The organism is Paenibacillus sp. Y660 (assembly GCF_057221575.1).
Genome location: NZ_JBXBBJ010000010.1, coordinates 59,100 through 81,972 on the forward strand (window position 1 = coordinate 59,100; position 22,873 = coordinate 81,972).

Sequence of the window (22,873 nt, forward strand, 5' to 3'; positions counted from 1 at the left end):
AGGTATAAATTTTTTTAGAGTCGAACATCAACTGTACGAAAAAAGATCCTGAGTAAAGTTACTATGGCGCAAATGAACTTCACGGTTATACACAGCAGCTGGCGTATGCTTCTGTAGAGAATGATGCGGCAAGTAGTGGTTGTGGAGATGAATATAGCTGCTGACGCCTTTTCGAGTCTCACGCGGGCTGTTATACTCGCTCAAATAGATTTCATTATACTTCAGACTACGCCAAAAACGCTCGATTGCGATGTTGTCTGTTGCACGACCTTTTCCATCCATACTGATGCGAACATTGTTCTCCCATTTCGCGCATATATCGCCGCACGGTGTTCTCATGAATCGAATCGTTCTCACGATTCATAATGGAAGCGATCGTTCGATAGCCCATGAACGGATGCTTCGTATAAAGCTCATCAATCCGGTGTTTGAGGCGTATTCCTCTGGAAATGGAGGTAGCGGCTTGTAATACAGACTGGAGCGGTTTAGGCTTAGAAGATCCGCTTGTATGAGAATGGAATGTTCAGGGCAGTCCCATTCCCATAAGTCTATTCGTTCGTCGCGAGACAGGTTAGAGGCCAGATTTTTTTTTGAGCCACGACAATTGGGTGGTCAATCTGCCAACCTCCCCGTTGAGTTCGTCGATTTGCTGCTCGTACTCCTGTTTCATTTTCGTGATGCCTTTACGATCATCGACAAACAATTGCGATAGGTTTTGGACGGCTTCTGATTTCCACCGGTTGAGGACATTTGTATGGATACCCTCCTCAGTTGCGATCTGCGATACCGTCTTTTCTTCCTTCAGAATTTCCAGCACTAAGCGTGCTTTCTCTTCAGGGCTGAACTTTCTTCTGCTTGTCGTCATACAACTAAGAAACTCCTTTTTTGCTGTCTAGATTATATGTAGCATTATAGTTGGCCCTGGCAAGGCACACCTATTTTGGAGACGCTTATTGCTCAGAGTTCCCCTAATCGAGTGTATCCTTGTTTCCACTGCTTTTATTCCATAGGTATTCGCGATACCTATCGATGGTCTCACAGCGTCCTTTATCCGTGGCAAGTCGGAAATTTAATTTTAGTCGAGTTCCTAGCGCCAAAACGTTATTATGAATATAATAACTTAATCCTTGCAAAAAATTGTCATGTTGAGACTTGTAGAATTGCGCTACATTTCCTCAATTTTACTTGCCGATCAACGCATGTTATGTCAAATGGACAGGCGTATGCTTGGATTACCGTCCGTACTTTCGCGAAAACATTGCAAGAAGAAGGGACTATCCTTTACGAGCAAGAATGAACTGGCGATTGAGATGATACAGGCTCCATGCGAGCTGCCAATTCTAAACGATTAAAATTGTTTATTTTCAGGAGGGTATGGCATGAATGTTGCAAGAAAGCGGTTCATCAACTTCATAGCGTTGTCAATCAGCATACTATTGTCTACGAATAATTTAGCCACGGCACTTCCGCACCCCGGCGGCTACTATTCAGAGCAACAAATCTCCGACTCAATAGCTAAATTGGAAAACAAAGATCCTATTATTCTGGCTGCATACAAAGACTTAATCCACTATGCAGATTCCAAACAACAGGAAATGCCCAGCGCGATTGAGGACTTTAACGTTCCCGGATTTTACGTCGATCCGGTGAGACAGTCTAAAGCCGCAGCTATCTTGAGAAACGACGGAAATGCAGCCTACTCGTCAGCATTGGCATACAAATATACAGGAAATAAAAAGTATGCAGAAAAAACAATATCCATCCTCAACAACTGGGCGTCCGTGAATGTTAGTGCCAGCGGGGTAGACGGCGAACTGGTGATGGTAAATGGTGGAGCTTCCTTCGTTCTGGCTGCAGAGTTAATTGAAGGATATCCCGGATGGACTGCTTCTTCCAAGAAAAAGTTCAGGGCGTGGGTATTAAACGCTTATCTCAATGAAGGTGCTAATAAGATAAAAACCGCTAAAAATAACTGGGGGGATTGGGGTATCTATGGTGCTTTGCTGGGGTATCACTACCTCGACGATGAAGCTAACTTCATAAAAGAGATTGAGCGACTCAAACAGAAGATCGATTCATCTATCGCGCCAAATGGTTCGATGCCAGAAGAAACAAAGCGAGGGGAAAACGGGATCTGGTATACTTATTTTGCTCTGGCGCCGATGACCGCTTCTGCTCATATCGTACAGAACGCAACGGGCTTGGACCTCTACAATTGGAAATCCCCTAGTGGCAAAACCATTAAGAGCGCCCTGGACTACTTGCTATATTACACGAAAAACCCTTCGAAGTGGCCGCACCACAAGAATCCGAGTACACCTGCTAAGAATGATCGGTGGCCACATAATTTATTCGAAGCCATGTCCGTTAAATATTCAAATGCAAGTTACGAAAAGTTTGCCGAACAAAAGAGACCGATAAAAGTATTGGGACATATTGCATGGTCCTTTCCCACGCTTATATCCGCCACTACCGGCAATAACGTCTTGAAGCAGCACCACTTCAATCATGATCAGCTTGGCAAAGCACCGGAAGGGTGGACCGTCAAAAAAAACTGGAATGCCAGTGTGACCGTAACCGATGTGATCGATAAAGCAAACAAAAGCATTGCGATTTCGGACGCAAATTCAAAAGGCAATAGCAGAGTCGGACTTAACTTTTTAAACCAATACAATAAAGTCGAACTGCATTGGAGTATGATGTATACGAAATCCTTCGACTTTACAAGTTTCATTATTTCGGGAAATTCTATTAAGGCGATTCAGCTTGTACTGACTTCTAATGGCCTTTGCTACAGAAGCAGCGAAGGAAAGGATATTTTGCTGACGACCCATTCCCCCAAGAAGTGGCACAAAATAAAAGTTATCGCTTATAGCGCAACTAATAAATTCGATGTATATGTGGATGATGCCCAGGTTGCAAGTAAAATCCCGTTCAAAAGCCGCGTCTCATCTTTATCCAGCTTTGAGATTGCCGGCGGATGGGAAACCATCGGTACCGTATATGTAGACGACGTGCTCATACGAAACTAATACAATTCTCATGACCTTGAAATGAAGCCGCAGCAGACTTAGCTGCGGCTCTATTCTTTGTAAATACTATTTAAATCCATATAGCTTATCCTCCAGTCGCTCTACCTGTTTCTTTAGATCCTGAACCTTAAAGAGAGCAATAAAGAATAACGATGTGATAATGATGCCAAGCATCGCTCCGTATGAGTCAATTCGAACGTCAAACCATTGCGCGGCACGCCCATCTACAAACTTTTGCCTAAACTCATCCAAATAAGCAAGCACGACACATACTGGGGTTGATATTAAAAACGAAAGCCATACCTTTCGGGTAATAACATTCAACAATCCGCAGAGGAACAAGCCAACGAATAAAAAGAGAATAAAATGGGCTGCTTTTCGGACTAAGTGATTAATCGTAAGTCTCCAAAAGGTATCCTCCCGATTCACAACGAAATGTGTCGACACGGCCTCTTCAATATACGTCGCAATTGCTGAACTCTTATCCTGAGATTCCTTGCCGCTTTGTTCAGTAAAATAACGTGTTATACCTATGAATCCAATTAGCACGATAAACACAACACTTATAACAATCCACCGAACTTTTTTCGATTCACTCAACTCTTCCACTCCTCTCAATCCTCGTCAATATACACTTTCAGAATTCGACATGATCTAGTATAATAGTACCAGAGTTTAATCGAAAATTATATCCCGTTTTCTCCAGAGTTGATCCAAAGTGCTTATTGCCCCGAAAATTGAAGTTAATTTTTATAGCTATTTCCATAAAAATGTACTATTCTTGAAGAAGTACATGATTGTTTCTGTTAGTCTTTAGCCACTTGAAAGGACACTTTTATGATAATGATTAAAAGTAAGATTATTTTAACTTTTATTACGTTGATTTCTTCTGTAGTCATTAGTTATTTGTCTCTTAAACAACCCTTTTTATCTCTTTTAATCATACTTTTCGTGATCTACCTCCTCTCTGCGGAGTACTTCACTGACGAGTCGAAGATTAAAGCGATAATTCCAGGGTTTTTGGTTATTATTCTTTTTCAGGATACACTCTTAAGAACAATTAACATGTTTTCAACCCTTCTTGGCTCTTTAGTGTCATATGTTGATGAACTTTTTTTGCTCATATGGTTTACCTCCCTTATCCTTAATTCTCTTCGCGGTAAAATAATACGTTGCAAAAGCATATTGTATACCTTACTCGGGCTACTTGCGCTAGGCTTTATATCATGTATGATTCAGGATGTCCCTCTAAAAACCGCTTTATTTGGCGCGTTTCTGTTTATGAAAGGACTTATGTATTTGTTCGTATTTGCAAATCTTCAGTATTCGGAGAATGATATAAAACGGCTAATTAGAGTTGTCAAGCTCTTGGCCTTTACCGTATTGATTTTTGCTGTAGTGGACCTATTGTTTTGGCAAAGTTTCAGGCAACTGGTGCACAGGAGTCTTGAGCATGAATTTAGAATCGGAATTTTGTCGGTTCAATCGCTATTTATTCATCCCGGAATCTTCGGTTGGTTTACCGTCTTCATTGCAGCATACTGCGTCGCTGCTGGAAAGATTATGAAAGAAAATAAATATTATTATGTCTCAGGTCTTTTTATGTTATTTGCATTGTTGTCCTTTCGATTTAAAGCTATGTTAGCCATTCTAGTCATTTGGCTTATTATTTATTTACTTGATGGTGTAAAAAAGGCACTCGGTTTCTCAATTCCTTTAACTATACTTTTCATTATCGGATGGCTTATAGGCGGTCAATATGTCGTCGAATTAACTAAACTAACAATTGAAAGATACATCGCAGTCGACATGTACGAATCAGCTAGAGCAGCATTATATAAAGTATCCTTTATGATCGGACAAACTGAATTTCCTATTGGGGTTGGTTTTGGCAGATATGGGAGCTTTATTGCTCGTTCAGACTATTCTCCGGTTTACTATGAGTATGGTATGGATAAGATATGGGGGCTTCGCCCGGAAAACCCTGTCTTTGCAACTGATACTTACTGGCCTAGTGTTATAGGAGAAACCGGATTCCTTGGTCTGATTATTATGGCATCACTCTTTGTCATAATAACCAAAGAGCTCTTCATTGGATACAGAAGTCAAAAGTCTCCGATTTTTAAAACTTTCATCCTTTTTTCAGGATTAATTTTTGTACATGCAATTCTTGAATCCCTTGGTGAACCTATCTTTAATAGTGCACCACAAAATGTTTTTATATTTATTACAACAGGGATCGCACTTTCGGTACTGCACAAATCTAAAGAAGAAATTCTCGTCATACAATATACACCAGATCAGCGAGTTTGAGAGCGGCCAGGAGAGAAAGTTACAGCAGTTTCAACTACGCTGTTATAGTCGAGCTGGCTTTGACGCCCACAGGGCTTAGTTTCGAACATCCAACGATGAACGACTTAATAGACTTCTCACTGGAATGCACGATGATCATTCGGAGTATTTTCATATTATCTTAGACACAAATACGCACATAACCGCTCTCAGTGTCTGCGCCCATACAATATCCAGTTTTCCATAGCTTAACACGACTGGCTCTGACCCGAGAGAGTGAGTTGCTACTCCTGCCGGTATAGCGGCTGGCTGTCTACGTATTTCTGTGACATATTTTCTAATATGTAAGCGTCAAATAGCCCTCATCTTGAAAACAAGATGAAGGCTATTGCTTTGGATGTTTATTCTTTTTTAAATACGCGTCAAGTTAGCAACAGCGATGACGACGACCATGGAAACAACTTGTTCAGCGTATCCGAATCTTTAGGATCGGCTAGCTGGGGTAGCTGTTCGAAGAGATACTGAAGAAACTTGAACGGGTTCAAACCATTCTCTTTCGCCGTTTCAATGATGCTGTAGATAGTCGCGCTTGCCTTGGCACCGCGTGGCTTATTAGCAAACAACCAATTCTTTCGTCCTATGACGAACGGATTAATTGTGTGTTCGTTCCGATTGTTGTCTATTTCAAGCCGGTCATCATTCAAGAATGCCGTCAGCTTCTCCTACTGATTTATACTGTATTTGATCGCCTCTCCGAGCTTGCTCTTCGGCAGTATGCGCGAGCGCTGCTGCTTCAGCCAAGCCAAATAAGCATCCAAGACTGGGAGACTCCGCTCCTGACGGATGGTGTTGCGCTCATCTGCTGTCGCCTTGGTCAGGTCGCGCTCAATCGCGAATAGCTGGTTGCAGAAAGCAAGTCCTTGCTGGGCAGCGGACGCCGTCTTGTCCTGCACAGGTGGTAATGCTTTTAATACCTCGTCGAACTTACGGTGTGCATAGACCCAGCATCCGACTTGGGTTATGTCCTTGACCTTGTGGTAGCCGAGATAGCCATCCACGTGCAAGTAGCCACTGATTCCTTGGAGGAAATTCCTCGGATGCTCATCGCCGCACGTCGGCCGGTAGTCGTAGAGAACGATCGGCATATCTGTGCGATGCAGACATCTGAACAAGAATGAAGGTCGTCCATTTAACTGGAGGAGCTAGAGATGACACAACTAGCTTCTTCATTTAAGCGTAAAGCTGACGAAGATCGATTTGACTGGCTTTGCATCAATGGGTAGCCTTGACGTCACATGCATGAAACGCCTTGATACGCGCTTCCCATTTCATTCAAATCTCCTCTCTGCCCATAGAAAAATCCTCCTCTGATTGGATACTGAGGAGGATTATCTCATAGCGATTGCTCAATTCGAAAGCGGGGGGGAGTTTGACACTTACTCAACTTTCACTTTTCCCCTATATTCCAAGCGTTTTTTTGATATACATTGCGGGTATTTCAGCATCTCGCACTACACTTGGAATCTTCCCTTGTAGGTACTCATTTAATTTATCTCTCTTTTCCCAGCAACGTTGGCTCATTTCAATGATAACTTCAGGCGTGATTTCGTTTATATCTACTACATAGTCGCTCAAATTAAGCATTTCCATTATACCTCTGGTTTTGTGTTCGTAGTTAATCGCTACTGTAGGAATTCCAGCGGACAATGCAAAAATATTCGAATGCATGCGAGTACCGATAAACATATCTAACTTTGAGTACAGATACTTCAGTTCTCTCGGATGAAAGTCATAGTCAATTAACTCTGCAAAGTCAGCGTTTATTTCATCCAAAATCTCTCTGCTAATAATTCGATCATCATTAAAGGAGTTTGGTCCCAGGACCTGTGGCAAAAAAACTACCTTTGCATTATATTGCTTATGTAAATACTCTGAGACAGACTGCAAGCTTCGAATATATTTCATCCGATATAATTGTTTATCCACTACCTCCGGAAAATTCCAATCCCGTGCAGTAATTCCTATGAGCGGTCCGTCATGGTTAGCTCTCAGTCGACTAACAATATCACCAATAAGCGAAGTTTCTTTCATCGCCATACAAAAGGCTGAATCCGGTACTAACTCCACAATATCCTTCTTAACACCTATCTTGTCCAGCCATTTTTGAGATATAGTTTCACGTATAAATATACGCTGCACACCATTCAATACATTCTTCGTGAATACCTGCATTGCTTTGTTATAAAAAGGCCCAATGGATTGAGCGTAGATTATCAGTGGCTTGTTATTATCAGCTGCCGCCTTAATTTGAACAAGGTGTTGCAACAGTGCAACACTAAAACCATGAGATAATAAGAATCCCCCGCCACAACTAACAACCATATCCGCCCACTCATAGTCTTTGTCAACTATAGTGGCCTGTTTAGACAATAATTTTAATAGCTTTAATGCTGAACTAAGCTTTGAGATTTTCGATACCTTAGGATCAATAGAAACATTATAAACAGCCTCATTTACTATAACATCATAAGCTTTTTGATCTTCAGCTGGAAACCTGCTTTTAATTCTAATTTCTATATTAGGATTTTGCTTTCTTATTGAATCTATCATAGAAAGCAATATACCTGCATCACCCTTATTTCTTGAGGAATGAGCATTAATAATCAGGATGTTCAAATCCATCACCGTCTTTCAATCATCTTTTTTCCCGTATGAATAACCCGTATAGTAACATGCTCTCTCAGAACGATCAGAACTAAAAGGAAGACAATAGCACTTATTGAAAACCCTAAACCAAGTAATCCCATTTTACCCATATTAGAGTAATCGTCATTCCAGTACCAATGGGGAACAAGCAACTTTCCAGCCATAATTATAGATGTAATAAATGTGGCAGCTAGTATCTTTAAGAAGCTAGTCCTTATATTAGCTGACCAAAAACCATTCATTTTTTTCTGCAATTTATAAAACATGACAATTGAAACCAATGATAATGATAAGCTTGAAGCAATCCCAATCCCAGAAAGCCCTATCCATCTTACGAGTACGACAGAGAGTATCATATTTAGTATCATACCAACAATCATTATTATTGTCGGAGTTTTGGTATCTTTAAAACAGTAGAAAGTACGAGTCAGTATATCTCTAATTGCAATTCCGATTAATCCTAATGCGTACATTCCAAATACTCCTGCTGTCATAAAAGTAGCACGATTATTAAACTTTCCTCTCTCGAATAACACTTCGATGATTTCCGTACTGTATGACAGGAAGAAAACTGTCATAGGTGCAAGAACAATGCAAAGAACAATGATGCTTTTTTGGGTGATTTTTATCAGTTCAAAATGATTTTCCTGGTTTACCAGCCTTGCTACCTTAGGGAAAGTAATAGTAATAACCACAGCTATAAAGATACCTGTTGCCAATCCCCTAAGTCTAAAAGCATACATTAATGCCGAGATACTCCCATCTTCCAATGTTGAGGCCATCGCTCGATCAACAATTGCATTTAGTTGACTAAATCCAGTACTTATGAGTAGGGGGATAAGTAGCAACAAGAATTCTTTCGTTGAGACATCGAATACTTTAATGGTTGGTCGTAGATTATACTCAAACTTTTTTAACATAAAAAGTAACAGTGCCAATTGGACAAAAAAGGAAGTTAACGTGATATACGCTACTCCAATAATGCCGAGACTATCTGCAAAAAACAACATATATACGATGACTAATATGTTGGTTGGTAATATACTGATAGCTGGTAAAACAAAACTATTAAAGCTATTAAGCATAGAAGTGTATAACTGAATGACGATACAAACAAATACTAAGGGAGTCATTATCTTTATCATTGTAATGGACAGTTCTTTGGCGTACGGGTCAATTCCAGGGGCTATTAGGTTAACCAGCAGATCCCCTCTGATAAAACTAACTAGACAGATAAGCATCGTTACCACTAAACATATAGAGATTACTCTGTTGGCAAATGCTTGCGCATCTGCTCTGTTTAATTCTAACTTTGAAACGTAAATGGGAATAAAAACTCCCGCAAAACTTAAAGCAAAGGTAATACTCAAAGTACTAGGTGTTAGTGCAACGTAAAACGCATCAGCTTCAAACGATGTTCCAAAAAAGTACGCAATCTGTGTCTCTTTAATAAAACCCAATATTTTACTAAACATACTAATGATAAATAGCGCAAGACTTGCAGTTAATAGTTTCTTCATAATACCTCTGGAGTTTAATATCTCTTCTTATTTTCAAAACCTTTATCATTAATGGTTATAAAATTATGAATTAAATTAACGATATTATCATTTCCACTTATAAACGTTTTAAAAACTCGAGAATTAATGTTTCTAATGGCATTCTCAAGCTCCTCTACAACATTTAACCCGATAATTAGATTTTGCTCAGCAAACAGCCCGATAATTTCTGTTTGATGGTCATCTACATGCTCCTTGTGCTGCTTTAATCTTGGAACAGCTATTATCTTCTTACCCTTCTTCAATCCGCCCACAATCGTTCCCGTACCGCCGTGCGTAATTAACAGATCGCACTTATCCAAAAGCTCCTCGAAGTAATCAAAGTCCGTAAATTGTTCCGTTTTAAGATGCTTTGGTTTGTAGTCGGAGTAACCAACTTGAGCAAATACTTCATCTGCGATTACACCGTCTTCAATGAGTCGATCAATTTCCTGCAACAACCGGTTAAATTGGAAATCCTGTGTCCCTAGACTTACGAGTATCAATAAATACTCCCCCCATAAATCGCTTTTGGATAGAACTTCTTCATACTCTCCCATTGCACAATAAACATATCCGAAAATCTATATAGAGCTCGTCCGGTGATTGTCGGGCTGTGCATCTTAGCGAAACTTTCAATGAAGATTAACTTTTTTCTCATCAATTTAGCGATTAAGCATACAGGGATCGAGCATAGCGCGCCGGTTGAAATCACAACATCCGGCTTTTCTTTGATCATGAAACTGAGCGATTTAAAGGTATTGATGACGAATAACGGTAAGAAACTGAGCTTCTTTCTATTATTTAGATGCAATAGGTAGCCCTTTTCCTTTTTCAACAATTCCCGAGTCATCAAAGTATTCTCAGTAATGAAGAAGTAGTCGTGCCCCTTGTACAACTTCTCCAGCTGTCTCATTTGCGTTAAGTGTCCCCCGACGGAACATGCAAGTGCAATTTTCAATTCTACGATGCCTCCCCTATAATTCGAGATACAACTTTTGTAGTTGATCGACAACAAGTTCAAGATCATGCTTTGCTACTAAACGTCTGCTATTCTGACCTAAGTTGCTTCTCAATTCTGCGTTGTTTGCCAGTTGCTCGAGCGAATTCGCTAACGCATCAACATCTCCCGGCTCCATAATGTAACCATTTGTACCTGGTTGAACAATTTCTGGAATACCTCCGACATTGGTGCTGATTATTGGCAAGGAGTATGCCATAGCTTCCAGGATGGAAATTGGTAATCCCTCAGCATATGAGGGCAATACGTAGATATCGGCATCTCTTAGAAACTGTTTCTTCTGTTCTCCATCAATCCAGCCGTGCACGAATATACAATGATTTAGCCTCCGCTCGATCACGATAGAACGCAGCTTTTCGATTTCGTTATTACCGCAAACATGTAACATCAGCCGATCTTGCGTAAATTGGGGCAATCGCGATATAGCCTCCACTAGATCGTAAATTCCTTTTCTCTGGCCAATCTCGCCAAGAAACAAAACGTTTACTTTTTCCCGAGTCGTCCCGGTTGTATCTGCCCCTGAAGAATCTGGAATTTCAATCGGATTGGGCAATACATGCACCGATACATTATCTGAATAACGGTGAACTAGATCCTTCATCTGTTCAGACAAAACTATGATAGCGTCGGCTCGGTTAAGTGTTTTTCTTACAATCCATGCGTTAATTTTATTTTTTTCTCTAAACCGTTCAAAGCTGGAGCCGTGAATGTGAAATACCAACTTCTTCCTAGAGAGCTTGGCCAAATATGTGTAAACTGTCTTTCGATAAAAGCTTCCGTGTGCCGCCGAATGGAGATGGATTATTGGATAGGGGGCCGCTTTGCCAATAAAATAGATCATCGCAAATACCGAAAATAAGATTCTTAGCAGCGGACTAACCTTATCAATATAAGAGGGATACCGGGCTGTCACAATCTGCGGACACCAGCGCTCGACCCCATTCTGAAGCGAGATTATGACCGAGTTTATCCCCCCTTTAACAGACTTGGCATTTCCAACTACAAGTACTTTCATATGACACCTCATTTGCGCTATTTCATATCTATACTATCTGCCAATACACTCATAAATAATATTTTTAAGTGACTGATTGACATAGCAGTTCCTGCCATCTAAGACGATGGCCTTTCGCATAAGCTCCGCAAACCTCTCAACCTTATACTCTTTGATTTCCTTCCACTCCGTGAAAATATAACAAACATCCGCATCGGTGACCGTCTCGTCAATCGTGTTACAATACGTTAAATTGTCCACATTGCTAACACCCATTTGGTCCATAGCTTTTTTAAAGTTTTCTACCCCAACCGGGTCGTAAACCTTTACGTTAGCCCCATCTTCCAAAAATATTGGAATATTAACCAGCGAGGGTGCTTCGCGCAAATCGTCAGTACCCGGTTTAAAGGTAAGCCCCAGTACGGCAACTGTCAGTCCTTCATAGTTGTCGTAGTACTTCCTAGTCTTTTTCACCAATCTTAACTTCTGTTGTTCATTTACTTCGATTGCCGCTTTTATCGTCTTTAGCTCATAATCATTCATGCTCGCCAGCCAATGTAAAGCTTTCGTATCTTTCGGGAAGCAGCTACCTCCGTAGCCGATACCCGCATTTAGAAATTTATCACCTATTCGAGGATCAAATCCCATCCCTTGTGCTACATCCGTGACATTAGCACCAACAATTTCGCATAGGTTAGCAATTTCATTGATGTATGATATTTTAAGGGCCAAAAAATCGTTTGAAGCATACTTAACCATTTCGGCGCTTCTTCGGTCGGTTACCAAGAGGGGAGCGTTAAAGTTTTGGTACAACTCTCTCATAACCTGTTCAGTCCTTTGACTGTCTGCACCAATTACAATTCTGCTTGGAAACAATGTATCTCGAACCGCTGTTCCTTGCGCCAGAAACTCCGGATTCGAGACAACTTCAATTTTGGCATCTGTATTTTTGTGCTCGTTCATCATTCTTTCGATTTTATCATTCGTACCGATAGGGACCGTTGATTTGAGAACCACAACACAATCATGCACAACAGATTGCGCAATCTCCTTTGCAACTGCGTACAAATATGATAAGTTTGCGGAGCCGTCCTTCTTCTCTGGCGTTCCTACTCCTATAAAAATCACGTCCGCGTTTACATACGCATTCTGATATTGCGTCGTATATTGAATCCTTGATGCATTTTTCCGCATTAACTCTTCCAAATCTTGCTCATAGATCGGGGAGATTCCCGATTCCAGCAAGGCCATTTTTTTCGAATCGATGTCTACGCAAATGACTTCATGTCCTTTTTCCGCCAAACAAACAGCGGTGACAAGACCTACATATCCGGTCCCCGCAACTGCTATTCTCATATCTTACTTCTCTCCTTATCCATAGAATTGATCTGCCATTCTAGCAAGCTTTTCAAAAATATCCTCATTCTCTACTTTTCTAGCAAACAATGCGGAAGTACCCAATATTGATTTAAAGCGTTCTTCACTCAGATATATAGGATGTCGGTTATTTGGCTCGAAATGGAGATACCTTAGATTGTGATTGACAACCTTACTTGCGATCGGTGAATTAATCAATATCGTTTGAAAGATCATCTCGTCCGGGATATAAGAATATTTAAAAAAAGAATAATATTCATCCCATTGGTCAAGTATATATTCTGCGGCCTCACGGTTAATGTTGATCCATTGACTGCCGCCATGTACGACAAACGGTCTATTCACATAACGCCTGTAGATGCCTAGTAACTTCTGAACATACAAAGAGCCCCTTGATAACAGAGAATCGGCCGAATTAAACAGATAATATCGATTGATTCGATTAATCCCGCCCGTTGGCCATCCTTCCCATGGAAGTTGGTTGTATTCCAAATAATTTTTTGATGGGTCCAAGATCTCCATGTACCTACGAGGCAAAATAGTAGGGACATCTTCTCCGCTAACGAACATTATGTAGTCGCAATCGGTTACGTGTACGACATGCTTGATAAGCCGATACATCGCCTGAACCATCGTACGCCCGCCCCAATGTATGCGCACTCTATCGGTAATAAATGTTACACCTTCAATGAACCAGTATTCTTCCACATTGCATTTTGCATCTAAATGAATAAATATCTCCGTAATGGGACTTCTTAAACGTTTAACAATCTTGTACAGCAACATAGGTTTCTTATGTGCTAATATACAAATCGCGTACTTCACATTCAGAATCACCATCCACTTATATGACTTCTTCTTCGCAACACATAAACCAGCGGCAAAAAGATAATTAGGTGATATTTCATGCAGTAGGATGCAAATTTTAATCGGAAAGGTAAAAAACGAATAGGGTACTGGGTTAACGCTTCAACTACAACAGAGTTAGTCGTAATCCCAATTATTCGTTTTACACGTATAAGAAGTCCATCAGCAGAATTATCCCTGGATTCTTTAATGATGCAAACGCGAGTTCTGCCAATAAATGTTCTTATTAGCCTATCCTTAGAATTTCCCATATCTAATTCATTGAGCCTATTGTTTAAATAGAGAAAGAGTACACACTCTTTCTCAAAACGATCTTTCCTAAACGACTGCGTTAGGGAGACTCTATTAAAATAATAGTAGTAGAATGATTGATTGACTACGCTCACTCTCCCAGCAAGCAATAGGATGTCCAAATGGAAGACAATATCTTCCGAGATATATTCTCTTTCAGATAGAAATTGGATTCCGTTTTGTACGAGCAATGAGCGCCTGTACAGATTCTTCCAGACGCACATTTCTAAACATATATCCGATTTATCCTCTGCCTGGGACCCCAGCATGCTGACCAATATCTCATCGATAACCGCTTTACCTTCATACAACAGTTTACGGAGAATGATAGGGTGTTCTTCTGTACGCCCATTCTCCGTTACTCGGTAAAAACCTGACATCACAATATCGGAATCATGCGTAACAGCACTTTTATATAGTGTTTCGAACATTTCAGCTCGGACCCAATCATCCGAGTCGACAAATCCTATATAGTCCCCCGTTGCGTGCTGCAATCCTGTATTTCTTGCGCTAGATAGCCCCGCGTTTTCTTGATGGAGCACTTTTACACGATTGTCCATTCTTCCATACTCATCTGCAAACATGCCGCTTTGATCCGTGGATCCATCATTTATCAGCAGAATCTCAATATTCTCGAGGGTTTGTCTCAGTAATGATTCCACGCAGCGGGTTAAATACGGTTGTACGTTATAGATAGGAACTATCACACTAACCAACGGTTTCATAGTATTTTCCTTACGGCAATTAATCTGCTTTACGCTTCAACTTAGCGCCACGCTGGTTGACAAATTTCTTACCATCAAGAAAATAATCGAACGCAGCAAAATACTTTTTATAATCATTCTTTCTGACCTTGTTCAGTACCACGCCCATAATATTGGCGTTTACTTTTTCCAATTGCTCCTTAGCCGGTCGCAAAGAATCTAAAGACGTTTCTCCCATCTCAACTACCAATAGTGTGGCATCTACCCGTGATGCAATTAATGACGCATCAACAACAGAGTTCAATGCCGGCGTATCAAAGATAACAAAATCATATTGACTCCGGGTTGTTCGGATAAGATCCTCGAAGCGAGCACTGCACAGAGTAGCTATCGGATTCGATCTTGATTCACCGCTATGCAGATACATTAAATTATTGATATTCGTCATACACTGAGCATCTTCAAGATTTGCGTTCCCGGTTAAATAATCCGAAAGTCCCAGCAAAGAATTATCACCCAATCTTTTACCGACACTCGGTTTGCGAGTATCTCCATCAATAAGGAGTACCTTCCAACCTGAACCCGCCATTGTAATTGCCAAGCTGATTGCAATAGAGGTTTTACCAACCTTTGGTTTGCAACTCGTAATGGCAAGCGTTTTAGTTTGGTCATCCTTACCACCACTCAAGTGAATATTCGCCGAGAGCATGGCGAACGCATCCTGAACGGCTCTATTCTCTAGATTATAGACATTGAATGTTTTAGTCTGCACGAACATCCCTACCCTCTCAACTAATGTTATGGTCAGGAATAATGCCAATTACTTTTAAATCCATATGGCCTTGGATATCGTCAGCTGATCGAATCGTGTTATCGAATAGTTCGCGCACATATATGATTCCAATCACTGCGAAAATTCCCGCAAAGAAACTGCTAATTATCAGCTTCAAATGATTTGGTACTATTGGGTATGCAATTGTTGCCTCATCAAGTATGCCTACCGAGCTTGCATTCATCAAGCTGCTAATTTCGTTCGTAAAAGAACGGCTGACTGCATTTGCAATTTTTGTTGCTTGGACGGCATCTGGCCATGTAACACCGATCGACAGGATGTTAGATTCATCTTTTAAGTCAACAGAAAGCACACTTTCAATCCCCTGAGCATTAATCCCATTAGCATTAAGTTCTTCCATAGCAGGTTCAAGCACTTTTCGAGTCAGTAAAATGTGGCTGTAGTCGGTTATGAGCTGACGGCTAACCGCAATATCTTGAAGATTAATCGATTCGCCCGTCAACACCGATTGACTCCGGTTCATGATATACAAGGAAGTTTCCGTATGATATACAGTCGTTGCAGTCATAAAGCTGAACACAGCTGTCAATGAGGAACTAAGAATAGCCGCAAGGACAATCCACCACATTTTCCGTTTTATAGCCTGATAGAGTCGATATATACTCATTTGTTTAACTCCTCTTCTCGCTATTTCCGCACTATTTTATCGTTTATTTTTATGCCGCTCAAAATTTCTATAACTTCTTTTGTCTCTAATCCTCTAACTACCTCTACCGTACTCACTTCATTGCCATTCATAATATCTACGAATGTTTTTCCATTCTCAACTTTAATATAGCTTTTCGGAATAACGATTGTATCTTTCTTCTCTAGCTCCAACTTGGCTTGCTCTGTCTCTCCGAATTTAAGATTTGGCATCTTACCCTTAAAAGAAAGGAATACATTACTTGCATTTGCTGCGTTGTTTCCGGGAATGTTAGCAATTACTTCAAGCTGCTCACCAGGCTTCGGCGTATGCACTTCAACATCATATTTCGTGTTACCGATTGTGAGTACGGCACTCGTAGCGCTAGTTACATACTTAGCATCTACCGCCGTAAGCTGCAATACAAGCATTTTCGGATCGGCAATCTTCGCTAGCAATTGCCCCCCGTTCACTAACTCCGTAATGGACACATTTTCTATTTGAGAGACAACCCCGTCTACCGGTGAGTATAGCTTACTGTTAGCTAAACTTTTCTCTAACTGAGCAAGCGAGAGCTCCGCGCTCTTCTTATCCAGCTCCGCCATCCTTCTCTCGAAGAAGCTGTTCTTGTTTGCCGCATCCAACTGAAGCTTAAGCTGCTCCAATCTTACCTTAGCCTGAGAGATTTCCTCGCCGAACTGATCCAGCTTTTCCACATTCGACTTTTCAATTTCATCAAGCGACAGCTGTGCTGCATCGATAGAAATTTGCACGCTGTCCATGACCTCTGCTTCGGATCCTAACTGGGTATAGGGAAACTGCGCGACTTCCAAGTCCACTTTAGCCAGCTGTTTATCTTTTTCGAGATTGCTTAAATTCAGCTTGGATTGCTCCAATCTAGTTCTTGCAGAAACGATCGCTTCCGCTTCCTCTACCGCCTTCTTGTTGGCAATGAGCTGGTCCAGTGTTTCCTGCTGCGATTGAATAGTCGCTTTGGCTGAAGCAATATTGTTATCAATCTGCTCGAGTCGGAGCTGTAGCTTTTGTACGTTTGTCTCCCTGGTTTTCTCGGTCAATTCTTTCTGTGCGATTAACTGTTCATGCGCGAGCTGTGCTTTCTTAAGTGCCATCTGGTTCTTTACCGATTGATTCCCTTGTGCCTGTAGCAAAGAAATCAGTTCCATTTGTACTAGCTCGATGCTCTTCTGAATACCTGCTTCACTCGAATCGTTGAGAAGAGATAGCCTGAGATTGACTTTCTCCACGACGATTTGTTGAAACACAATTTGATTCTCGATTTCGGCAGGCGTTATTTCAGCAAATAAATCGCCCTTCTTAACCACGTCATTCAACTTAAAATTTAGTTGCGAGAGAGGCCCGGATATATTAGTGAAATAAAGACTAGTCGTTTTTGTTGGAACAATTTGCCCAATTCCTATCAACTCCGTTTTAATACTTCCCTTCCCAACCACACCATTAAACGTAGCAGCAAATTCAACTGAATCCACTGTGGTTACAACCGGTTGATTTAAATCTAACGTACAGGAGGACAACACAAGGGGCAGTACAACGGAAATAATCACCAATAAATGCCTACTTTTCTTTTCACGCTTCCGCCTTTTTTTATCCACTCTACTAATCAAGCAAATAACACCTCTCTAAAAAAATAGTATCGGGCTTACACTCACATTGCGCCGCTTCTATGATTCACAACCATACGGATTGTCTTAAGAATAATCAGAACATCCAACCACAATGACCACTTATCGATATAGTCCGTATCTAGTTTGACTACTTGATCAAAATCCGTTATGTTGCTTCGACCGCTTACTTGCCACATTCCTGTAAGACCCGGTTTAAAACTAAGCCGACGGCGATGATATGTTTCGTATTTGCCTACCTCGTCTTCCGTTGGTGGTCTTGTACCCACCAGACTCATATCACCTTTTAGCACGTTGAGGAATTGCGGCAACTCATCGAGACTTGTTTTGCGAAGGATGCGCCCCACGCGTGTAATCCTTGGATCATCTTTCATTTTGAACATAAAGCCGCCGTCCACTTGGTTCTCTTTCATTAGCTTTTGTTTGCGCTCCTCAGCATCTGCGTACATGGATCTGAACTTATAGATTTTAAACTTTCTACCGTTCAGCCCCACTCGTACTTGAGAGAACACCGCTGGTCCCTTCGACTCAAGCTTAATGAGTGGAATAATTATAGTAGATATAACTCCTGTAATGAGGAGACCAACAATTGCCCCTGCAATATCGATCAAGCGTTTAATGAATAAGTTGACACGATTAATAGTGACGGAATGGAAGGTCAGAACGGGGAAGGTTCCGATGCTTGACAGATGAGTACGCGATATTTGGAGGTTATAGAAGTCTATAACCATTCTAACCGTGATTCCCATTTGCTCGCATTTCAGTATGTATGGTTCGATTTTCCCAACATGATTTCTCGGTAAAGCGAAGATCACTTCATCGATGACTTTACTCTTCACAATCTCTTCTAGCTCTGACAAGTAACCAAGGTGATAGCCGCGCTTAAGCTGCTTTTCTGGGTATGCTTGTATGTAGCCAATAACATCTAGTTGGACATTCGTTTTGGTTAGAAACCTTCTTAGTTTTTTGGAAAGTCCTGGCGTGCTGACAATTAGAACTCTTGGTCTGTTTTGAGTACCATAACTCTTAGCGAGCCTAGTATTGATCAACCTCACAGCACCTAACAGTACAGTAGACAAACATACAAAAATAGTGATTAGAAGCCTGCTGATATGAGTTTCTTTAATAAAAAAGAATAAAGCCCCTAGTAGCATTACTGATGCAATAGAAGAAAAAATAACGCTTCTAACGATACGATCTGAATACGTAAAGGTCGTACTATCATACATTCGCTGTACATGCATAGAGAATAGCCATACAGTGGCAAAGATGTATAATATCCACACGTATTCGCCCATTGCCATCAACTTGGTAAATTGACCTGCAATGACATAAGAAATCAAAAACGAAATGACTAAAGTTGGCACGTCTGTAAAAAACTGACGCAAATTTACTGAAGCAAGCAAATTCGATCTGTGCATCTTGTCCTACCTACCCATTCTTTTTGAATAAGTCTAATGTACCATATGCCTCGTCATGTATCTACTATTTTTTTGCTAATTCGGTAATCCTTCAGCACTAGACACTTCTTCCTCATAATCTAATATTTTTTGGAAACTATTCTTGTTTATTCTTGCCAGCTCTATTATAATATCACCAAGACTATAGTCATCAAGACCTATCTAGGATACAGGTCATTTAATTGAATAGGAGGTGAAAACAAATGTCCAAGAAAACATGGGAAAAACCAGAAGTTAAAGCTCTGGAAGTCGCAAAGACTGCATATGGCAACGATCTTAAAATCAACCCTGACGCCGTCATCACGGTCGGTAAGTACACGTTCTATTCCTTCTCGTAATCTTAATTGACAGTTCAAGAATCAAGCAAAAAAGAAATCCAAACTTCGTTCGCGAATTTGCGATTTCTTTTTTGTTTGGTATAAATCCTAAGGTGGAGATCAGTGAAATGCAGCTACAATCCGTAAGACTAACCGATACCATCGCCGTCGATGAAGACATCCTTGCTACCGAAATTGACGGTGAAATCAGCATGCTCCATATCGACTCCGGCAACTACTTCACGCTTGACGGCGTGAGTTCCGATATCTGGCACCTGGCAAAGAGCCAGATCTCCGTGCAATCCATCGTGTATCGCCTGCTCGAGATGTACGACGTGGATGAGCCGACGTGCATCGCGCAGACGATCGAGTTCGTCAACACCCTGGCTCATCTTAAGCTCATTCGGATCGTTGCTTAGCGAGTTGCGCAGTATGGCAGTTCATTAAATAGATAATAGAGTGGAGAGACATGCGATGAAGAAAGTAAAAAAAGCGATTATCCCGGCCGCCGGACTTGGTACGCGCTTCCTACCAGCTACCAAGGCAATGCCCAAGGAAATGCTGCCCATTATTAACAAGCCGACCATTCAGTACATTGTAGAAGAAGCCATTGAGGCCGGCATTGAAGACATCATTATCGTGACGGGCAGAGGTAAGCGAGCCATTGAGGACCATTTCGACAACTCATTCGAGCTTGAAGGGAAACTGCTAGAGTCCGGTAAACTTAAGTTGCTAGAGGAAGTACAGCGTTCGTCCCAAGTAGATATTCACTATATCCGTCAGAAGGAAGCCCGTGGGCTAGGCCATGCAGTCTGGTGTGCAAGACGCTTCATCGGTAACGAACCTTTCGCCGTACTTCTTGGTGATGATATTGTAAGCAGTGATGTCCCTTGCACGCGCCAACTCATCGATGAATACGAGAAAAGCGGCAGCTCGGTCATCGGCGTACAAAGCGTCCCCCACAATCAAACGAATCGCTACGGCATTATTGACCCATCCGAGCAAAACGGGCGGCTATATAAGGTTAACCGCTTTGTCGAGAAGCCTCCGATTGGTATGGCTCCTTCTAACCTGGCCATTATGGGGCGTTATGTATTCACACCGCAAATCTTTGACTTCCTGGAGAAGCAGGAAATCGGCGCCGGCGGTGAGATTCAACTGACAGATGCTATTCAGAAGCTGAATGAGCTCGAGAATGTTTATGCCTACGACTTCCAAGGCACACGCTACGACGTAGGCGAGCGGATCGGATTCGTTCTAACAACGCTTGATTTTGCGCTTAACACACCGGACCTGCGCGAACCACTTCTTGAAGCAATGCAGAAACATCTCGACCGGTTGCTGGTAAAGTAACCTCACTAACACCGAGCATTAGGGGGGAGCTATGTTAACCAAACTGAAACAACTCGCCTCTTGGCATAATTACAGCTGGCTCGCGAAGCAGGTCGATCGCCACAAGGGTCCCCTGCTTCTCGTTATTTTGCTCCATGTCTTGGTTTCGCTGAGCGGCGTCGCCGTCGCGGCGGTGTCGAAGTTGCTCATCGACGCTTTCATGGTACATGATAAGTCGCTGACGGCATGGCTGACCGCCCTCTTCGCGCTACTGCTTATTGCTCAGACCGTGACAAATCCCTATCTGACGTATCAGACCGGCAAGCTACGTGAGACGCTGAGCCACGGGATTCAGCTGCGATTCATGGAGCGGTATTACCGTACCGATTGGAAGGCGCTGAACGGCTACCCCAACGGTGACATCCAGACCCGACTCATCAGTGATGTCGGCAGCATTGTGGATGGATGGACCAATACCGTCCCAACCATTATCGCCATGATTTTTCAGCTCGTCGCGGCATTCGCCACCTTATGGTACTTCGATCCCGCGCTGGCCGTCTATGCGTTCTTGCTCGGACCGGTGTCCATCCTATTCAGCTGGCTAATCGGACGCAAGCTGAAGCGCATGCAGCTCCAGGTCCAGGCGGCCGAGAGCCGCTATCGCTCTTACCTGACCGAGAGCGTCCGCCATATTCTCATTATTAAGACCTTCGAGAATCAGCGGCAAAACCTCGAGCAGGTCCAATCGCTCCAGCAGCAGAAGCTGTTCTGGGTTCTGAAGCGCAATTTGTTCAATGCCTTGGTCAATACGGTCATCACCCTCGGTTATCGCGCCGGATTTTTCATTGCCTTTATCATCGGTGCCTCTCGGCTTGCACTCGGCACCGTCACCTTCGGCACATTTACCGCGTTCCTTCAGTTGGTTGCCTATGTCCAAGGACCGCTAGAGGGGCTGTCACGAACTCTGCCAATGATCATCTCGACACTGGCATCAGCCGAGCGCCTGCGCGAGATAGAGCAGTTGCCTGACGAAGACGTCCGTTTGTCGGAAGGCCGCTCTCCGGCTAGGACAATTGCTCCCATTGCATCGGTCATCTTTGACCGCGTCTCGTACGGCTATGATACTGATCAACCGGTGCTGCAGGATATCTCATTCACCGTCCAATCGGGTGAGATCATCTCAATTGTCGGCACCTCTGGAGAAGGCAAGACGACGCTGCTGCGGCTGTTGCTCGCACTGCTTCAACCGCAGGAGGGTCGGGCATATATTCGGACCACGGACGGCGAAGTGTTGCCGATTCGCGCCGATTCGCGCTCTTATTTCTCCTATGTGCCACAAGGAAACACTCTCTTCTCTGGCAGTATCCGGGACAACCTCCTAATCGGCCACCCAACAGCCACCGAGGACGAGTTGCGCGAGGCCACCTTCAATGCATGCGCGCTCGACTTCATCGAGAAGTTGCCGCTCGGCTTCGACACCGTCATCGGGGAGAACGGCATCGGCTTATCCGAAGGCCAAGCGCAGCGCATCGCCATCGCTCGTGCCCTACTGCGACCGGCTCCCATCCTTCTGCTGGACGAAGCGACATCGGCGCTCGACCTCGACACGGAGATGGAAGTGCTTCAGCGGATCAAGCGGCTGTCACCGCAGCGGACTTGCATCGCGATTACGCATCGTCTATCCGTCATTGACATTTGCGATCGTGTCTACCGGATCCGGGAGCAGCGGCTGCTCCAGCTTAGCCAACACGAATAAAAGGACTGTCCAGCCATCATGTTGTGGCTGGACAGTCCTTTTGTTTT

General features: G+C 42.5%; 19 protein-coding genes and 2 pseudogenes. 6 read left to right on the forward strand and 15 right to left on the reverse strand.

The genetic code is table 11. The annotated features are described in order from the left end of the window. Window positions 1–27: 27 nt before the first annotated feature. Window positions 28–865: pseudogene (locus tag AC2TDN_RS13660) on the reverse strand (transposase). Between the two features lie 514 nt (window positions 866–1,379). Here AC2TDN_RS13660 and AC2TDN_RS13665 point away from each other — a divergent pair. After that, window positions 1,380–3,032, forward strand: coding sequence for an alginate lyase family protein (locus AC2TDN_RS13665; RefSeq protein WP_484688374.1), 1,653 nt, complete (start codon window positions 1,380–1,382; stop codon window positions 3,030–3,032). A 66-nt stretch (window positions 3,033–3,098) separates the two neighbouring features. Here the strand turns inward: AC2TDN_RS13665 and AC2TDN_RS13670 are convergent, their stop codons facing one another. Further along, window positions 3,099–3,632, reverse strand: coding sequence for a VanZ family protein (locus AC2TDN_RS13670; RefSeq protein WP_484688375.1), 534 nt, complete (start codon window positions 3,630–3,632; stop codon window positions 3,099–3,101). 630 nt (window positions 3,633–4,262) lie between these two features. Between AC2TDN_RS13670 and AC2TDN_RS13675 the strand changes: the two genes are divergently transcribed. Continuing rightward, the gene (locus AC2TDN_RS13675; protein ID WP_482066188.1) at window positions 4,263–5,345 is read left to right on the forward strand and encodes a hypothetical protein; all 1,083 of its coding nucleotides are present in this window, start codon (window positions 4,263–4,265) and stop codon (window positions 5,343–5,345) included. Between the two features lie 401 nt (window positions 5,346–5,746). On the opposite strand, the pseudogene tnpC reads toward AC2TDN_RS13675, so the two are convergent. The 13 genes and pseudogenes from tnpC to AC2TDN_RS13740 form a co-directional block, all read right to left on the reverse strand. Then, window positions 5,747–6,478 (reverse strand): annotated as a pseudogene (gene tnpC / locus AC2TDN_RS13680) (IS66 family transposase); the annotation flags it as partial. Window positions 6,479–6,782: 304 nt separating this feature from the next. Beyond that, window positions 6,783–8,006, reverse strand: a complete 1,224-nt coding sequence (locus AC2TDN_RS13685; RefSeq protein WP_484688456.1) for a polysaccharide pyruvyl transferase family protein — start codon at window positions 8,004–8,006, stop codon at window positions 6,783–6,785. Then, complete coding sequence (murJ, locus tag AC2TDN_RS13690; RefSeq protein ID WP_484688376.1) at window positions 8,006–9,550, reverse strand: murein biosynthesis integral membrane protein MurJ; 1,545 nt, start codon at window positions 9,548–9,550, stop codon at window positions 8,006–8,008. The genes AC2TDN_RS13685 and murJ overlap by 1 nt, the downstream gene beginning before the upstream one ends. 14 nt (window positions 9,551–9,564) lie before the next feature. After that, window positions 9,565–10,074 carry a PssE/Cps14G family polysaccharide biosynthesis glycosyltransferase gene (gene pssE / locus AC2TDN_RS13695; RefSeq protein WP_484688377.1) on the reverse strand — a complete coding sequence of 170 codons (510 nt, stop codon included), beginning with the start codon at window positions 10,072–10,074 and terminating at the stop codon, window positions 9,565–9,567. Further along, on the reverse strand, window positions 10,071–10,529 hold the full coding sequence (gene pssD, locus AC2TDN_RS13700) for a PssD/Cps14F family polysaccharide biosynthesis glycosyltransferase (protein ID WP_482066191.1): 459 nt from the start codon (window positions 10,527–10,529) through the stop codon (window positions 10,071–10,073). Before pssD ends, pssE begins: the two co-directional genes overlap by 4 nt. 16 nt (window positions 10,530–10,545) lie before the next feature. After that, the gene (locus AC2TDN_RS13705) at window positions 10,546–11,604 is read right to left on the reverse strand and encodes a glycosyltransferase family 4 protein (protein WP_484688378.1); all 1,059 of its coding nucleotides are present in this window, start codon (window positions 11,602–11,604) and stop codon (window positions 10,546–10,548) included. 33 nt (window positions 11,605–11,637) lie between these two features. Then, window positions 11,638–12,939, reverse strand: a complete 1,302-nt coding sequence (locus AC2TDN_RS13710) for a UDP-glucose dehydrogenase family protein (RefSeq protein WP_484688379.1) — start codon at window positions 12,937–12,939, stop codon at window positions 11,638–11,640. Between the two features lie 15 nt (window positions 12,940–12,954). Further along, on the reverse strand, window positions 12,955–13,800 hold the full coding sequence (locus tag AC2TDN_RS13715; RefSeq protein WP_484688380.1) for a beta-1,6-N-acetylglucosaminyltransferase: 846 nt from the start codon (window positions 13,798–13,800) through the stop codon (window positions 12,955–12,957). Continuing rightward, window positions 13,794–14,843, reverse strand: a complete 1,050-nt coding sequence (locus AC2TDN_RS13720) for a glycosyltransferase (protein ID WP_484688381.1) — start codon at window positions 14,841–14,843, stop codon at window positions 13,794–13,796. The genes AC2TDN_RS13715 and AC2TDN_RS13720 overlap by 7 nt, the downstream gene beginning before the upstream one ends. A gap of 19 nt (window positions 14,844–14,862) precedes the next feature. Then, window positions 14,863–15,600 (reverse strand): CpsD/CapB family tyrosine-protein kinase, encoded by a 738-nt coding sequence (locus tag AC2TDN_RS13725; RefSeq protein ID WP_482066196.1) that lies wholly within the window; start codon window positions 15,598–15,600, stop codon window positions 14,863–14,865. 10 nt (window positions 15,601–15,610) lie between these two features. Next, window positions 15,611–16,282, reverse strand: a complete 672-nt coding sequence (locus AC2TDN_RS13730) for a YveK family protein (protein WP_482066197.1) — start codon at window positions 16,280–16,282, stop codon at window positions 15,611–15,613. Window positions 16,283–16,302: 20 nt separating this feature from the next. Next, window positions 16,303–17,883, reverse strand: a complete 1,581-nt coding sequence (locus tag AC2TDN_RS13735) for a hypothetical protein (RefSeq protein ID WP_484688382.1) — start codon at window positions 17,881–17,883, stop codon at window positions 16,303–16,305. A gap of 101 nt (window positions 17,884–17,984) precedes the next feature. After that, window positions 17,985–19,382 carry a sugar transferase gene (locus tag AC2TDN_RS13740; RefSeq protein ID WP_482066199.1) on the reverse strand — a complete coding sequence of 466 codons (1,398 nt, stop codon included), beginning with the start codon at window positions 19,380–19,382 and terminating at the stop codon, window positions 17,985–17,987. 242 nt (window positions 19,383–19,624) lie between these two features. Here AC2TDN_RS13740 and AC2TDN_RS13745 point away from each other — a divergent pair, with 242 nt between their 5' ends. The 4 genes from AC2TDN_RS13745 to AC2TDN_RS13760 all read left to right on the forward strand — a co-directional run bounded on the left by AC2TDN_RS13745 (window position 19,625) and on the right by AC2TDN_RS13760 (window position 22,826). Then, window positions 19,625–19,759, forward strand: a complete 135-nt coding sequence (locus AC2TDN_RS13745) for a hypothetical protein (RefSeq protein WP_482066200.1) — start codon at window positions 19,625–19,627, stop codon at window positions 19,757–19,759. Window positions 19,760–19,866: 107 nt separating this feature from the next. Beyond that, entirely contained in the window at window positions 19,867–20,157 is a 291-nt protein-coding gene (locus AC2TDN_RS13750) for a PqqD family peptide modification chaperone (protein WP_482066201.1), read from the forward strand. A gap of 55 nt (window positions 20,158–20,212) precedes the next feature. Further along, window positions 20,213–21,091: a UTP--glucose-1-phosphate uridylyltransferase GalU gene (gene galU, locus AC2TDN_RS13755; protein WP_482066202.1), complete on the forward strand. Its 879-nt coding sequence runs from the start codon at window positions 20,213–20,215 to the stop codon at window positions 21,089–21,091. 31 nt (window positions 21,092–21,122) lie between these two features. Next, window positions 21,123–22,826, forward strand: coding sequence for an ABC transporter ATP-binding protein (locus tag AC2TDN_RS13760; RefSeq protein ID WP_482066203.1), 1,704 nt, complete (start codon window positions 21,123–21,125; stop codon window positions 22,824–22,826). The last annotated feature ends 47 nt before the right edge of the window (window positions 22,827–22,873 follow it).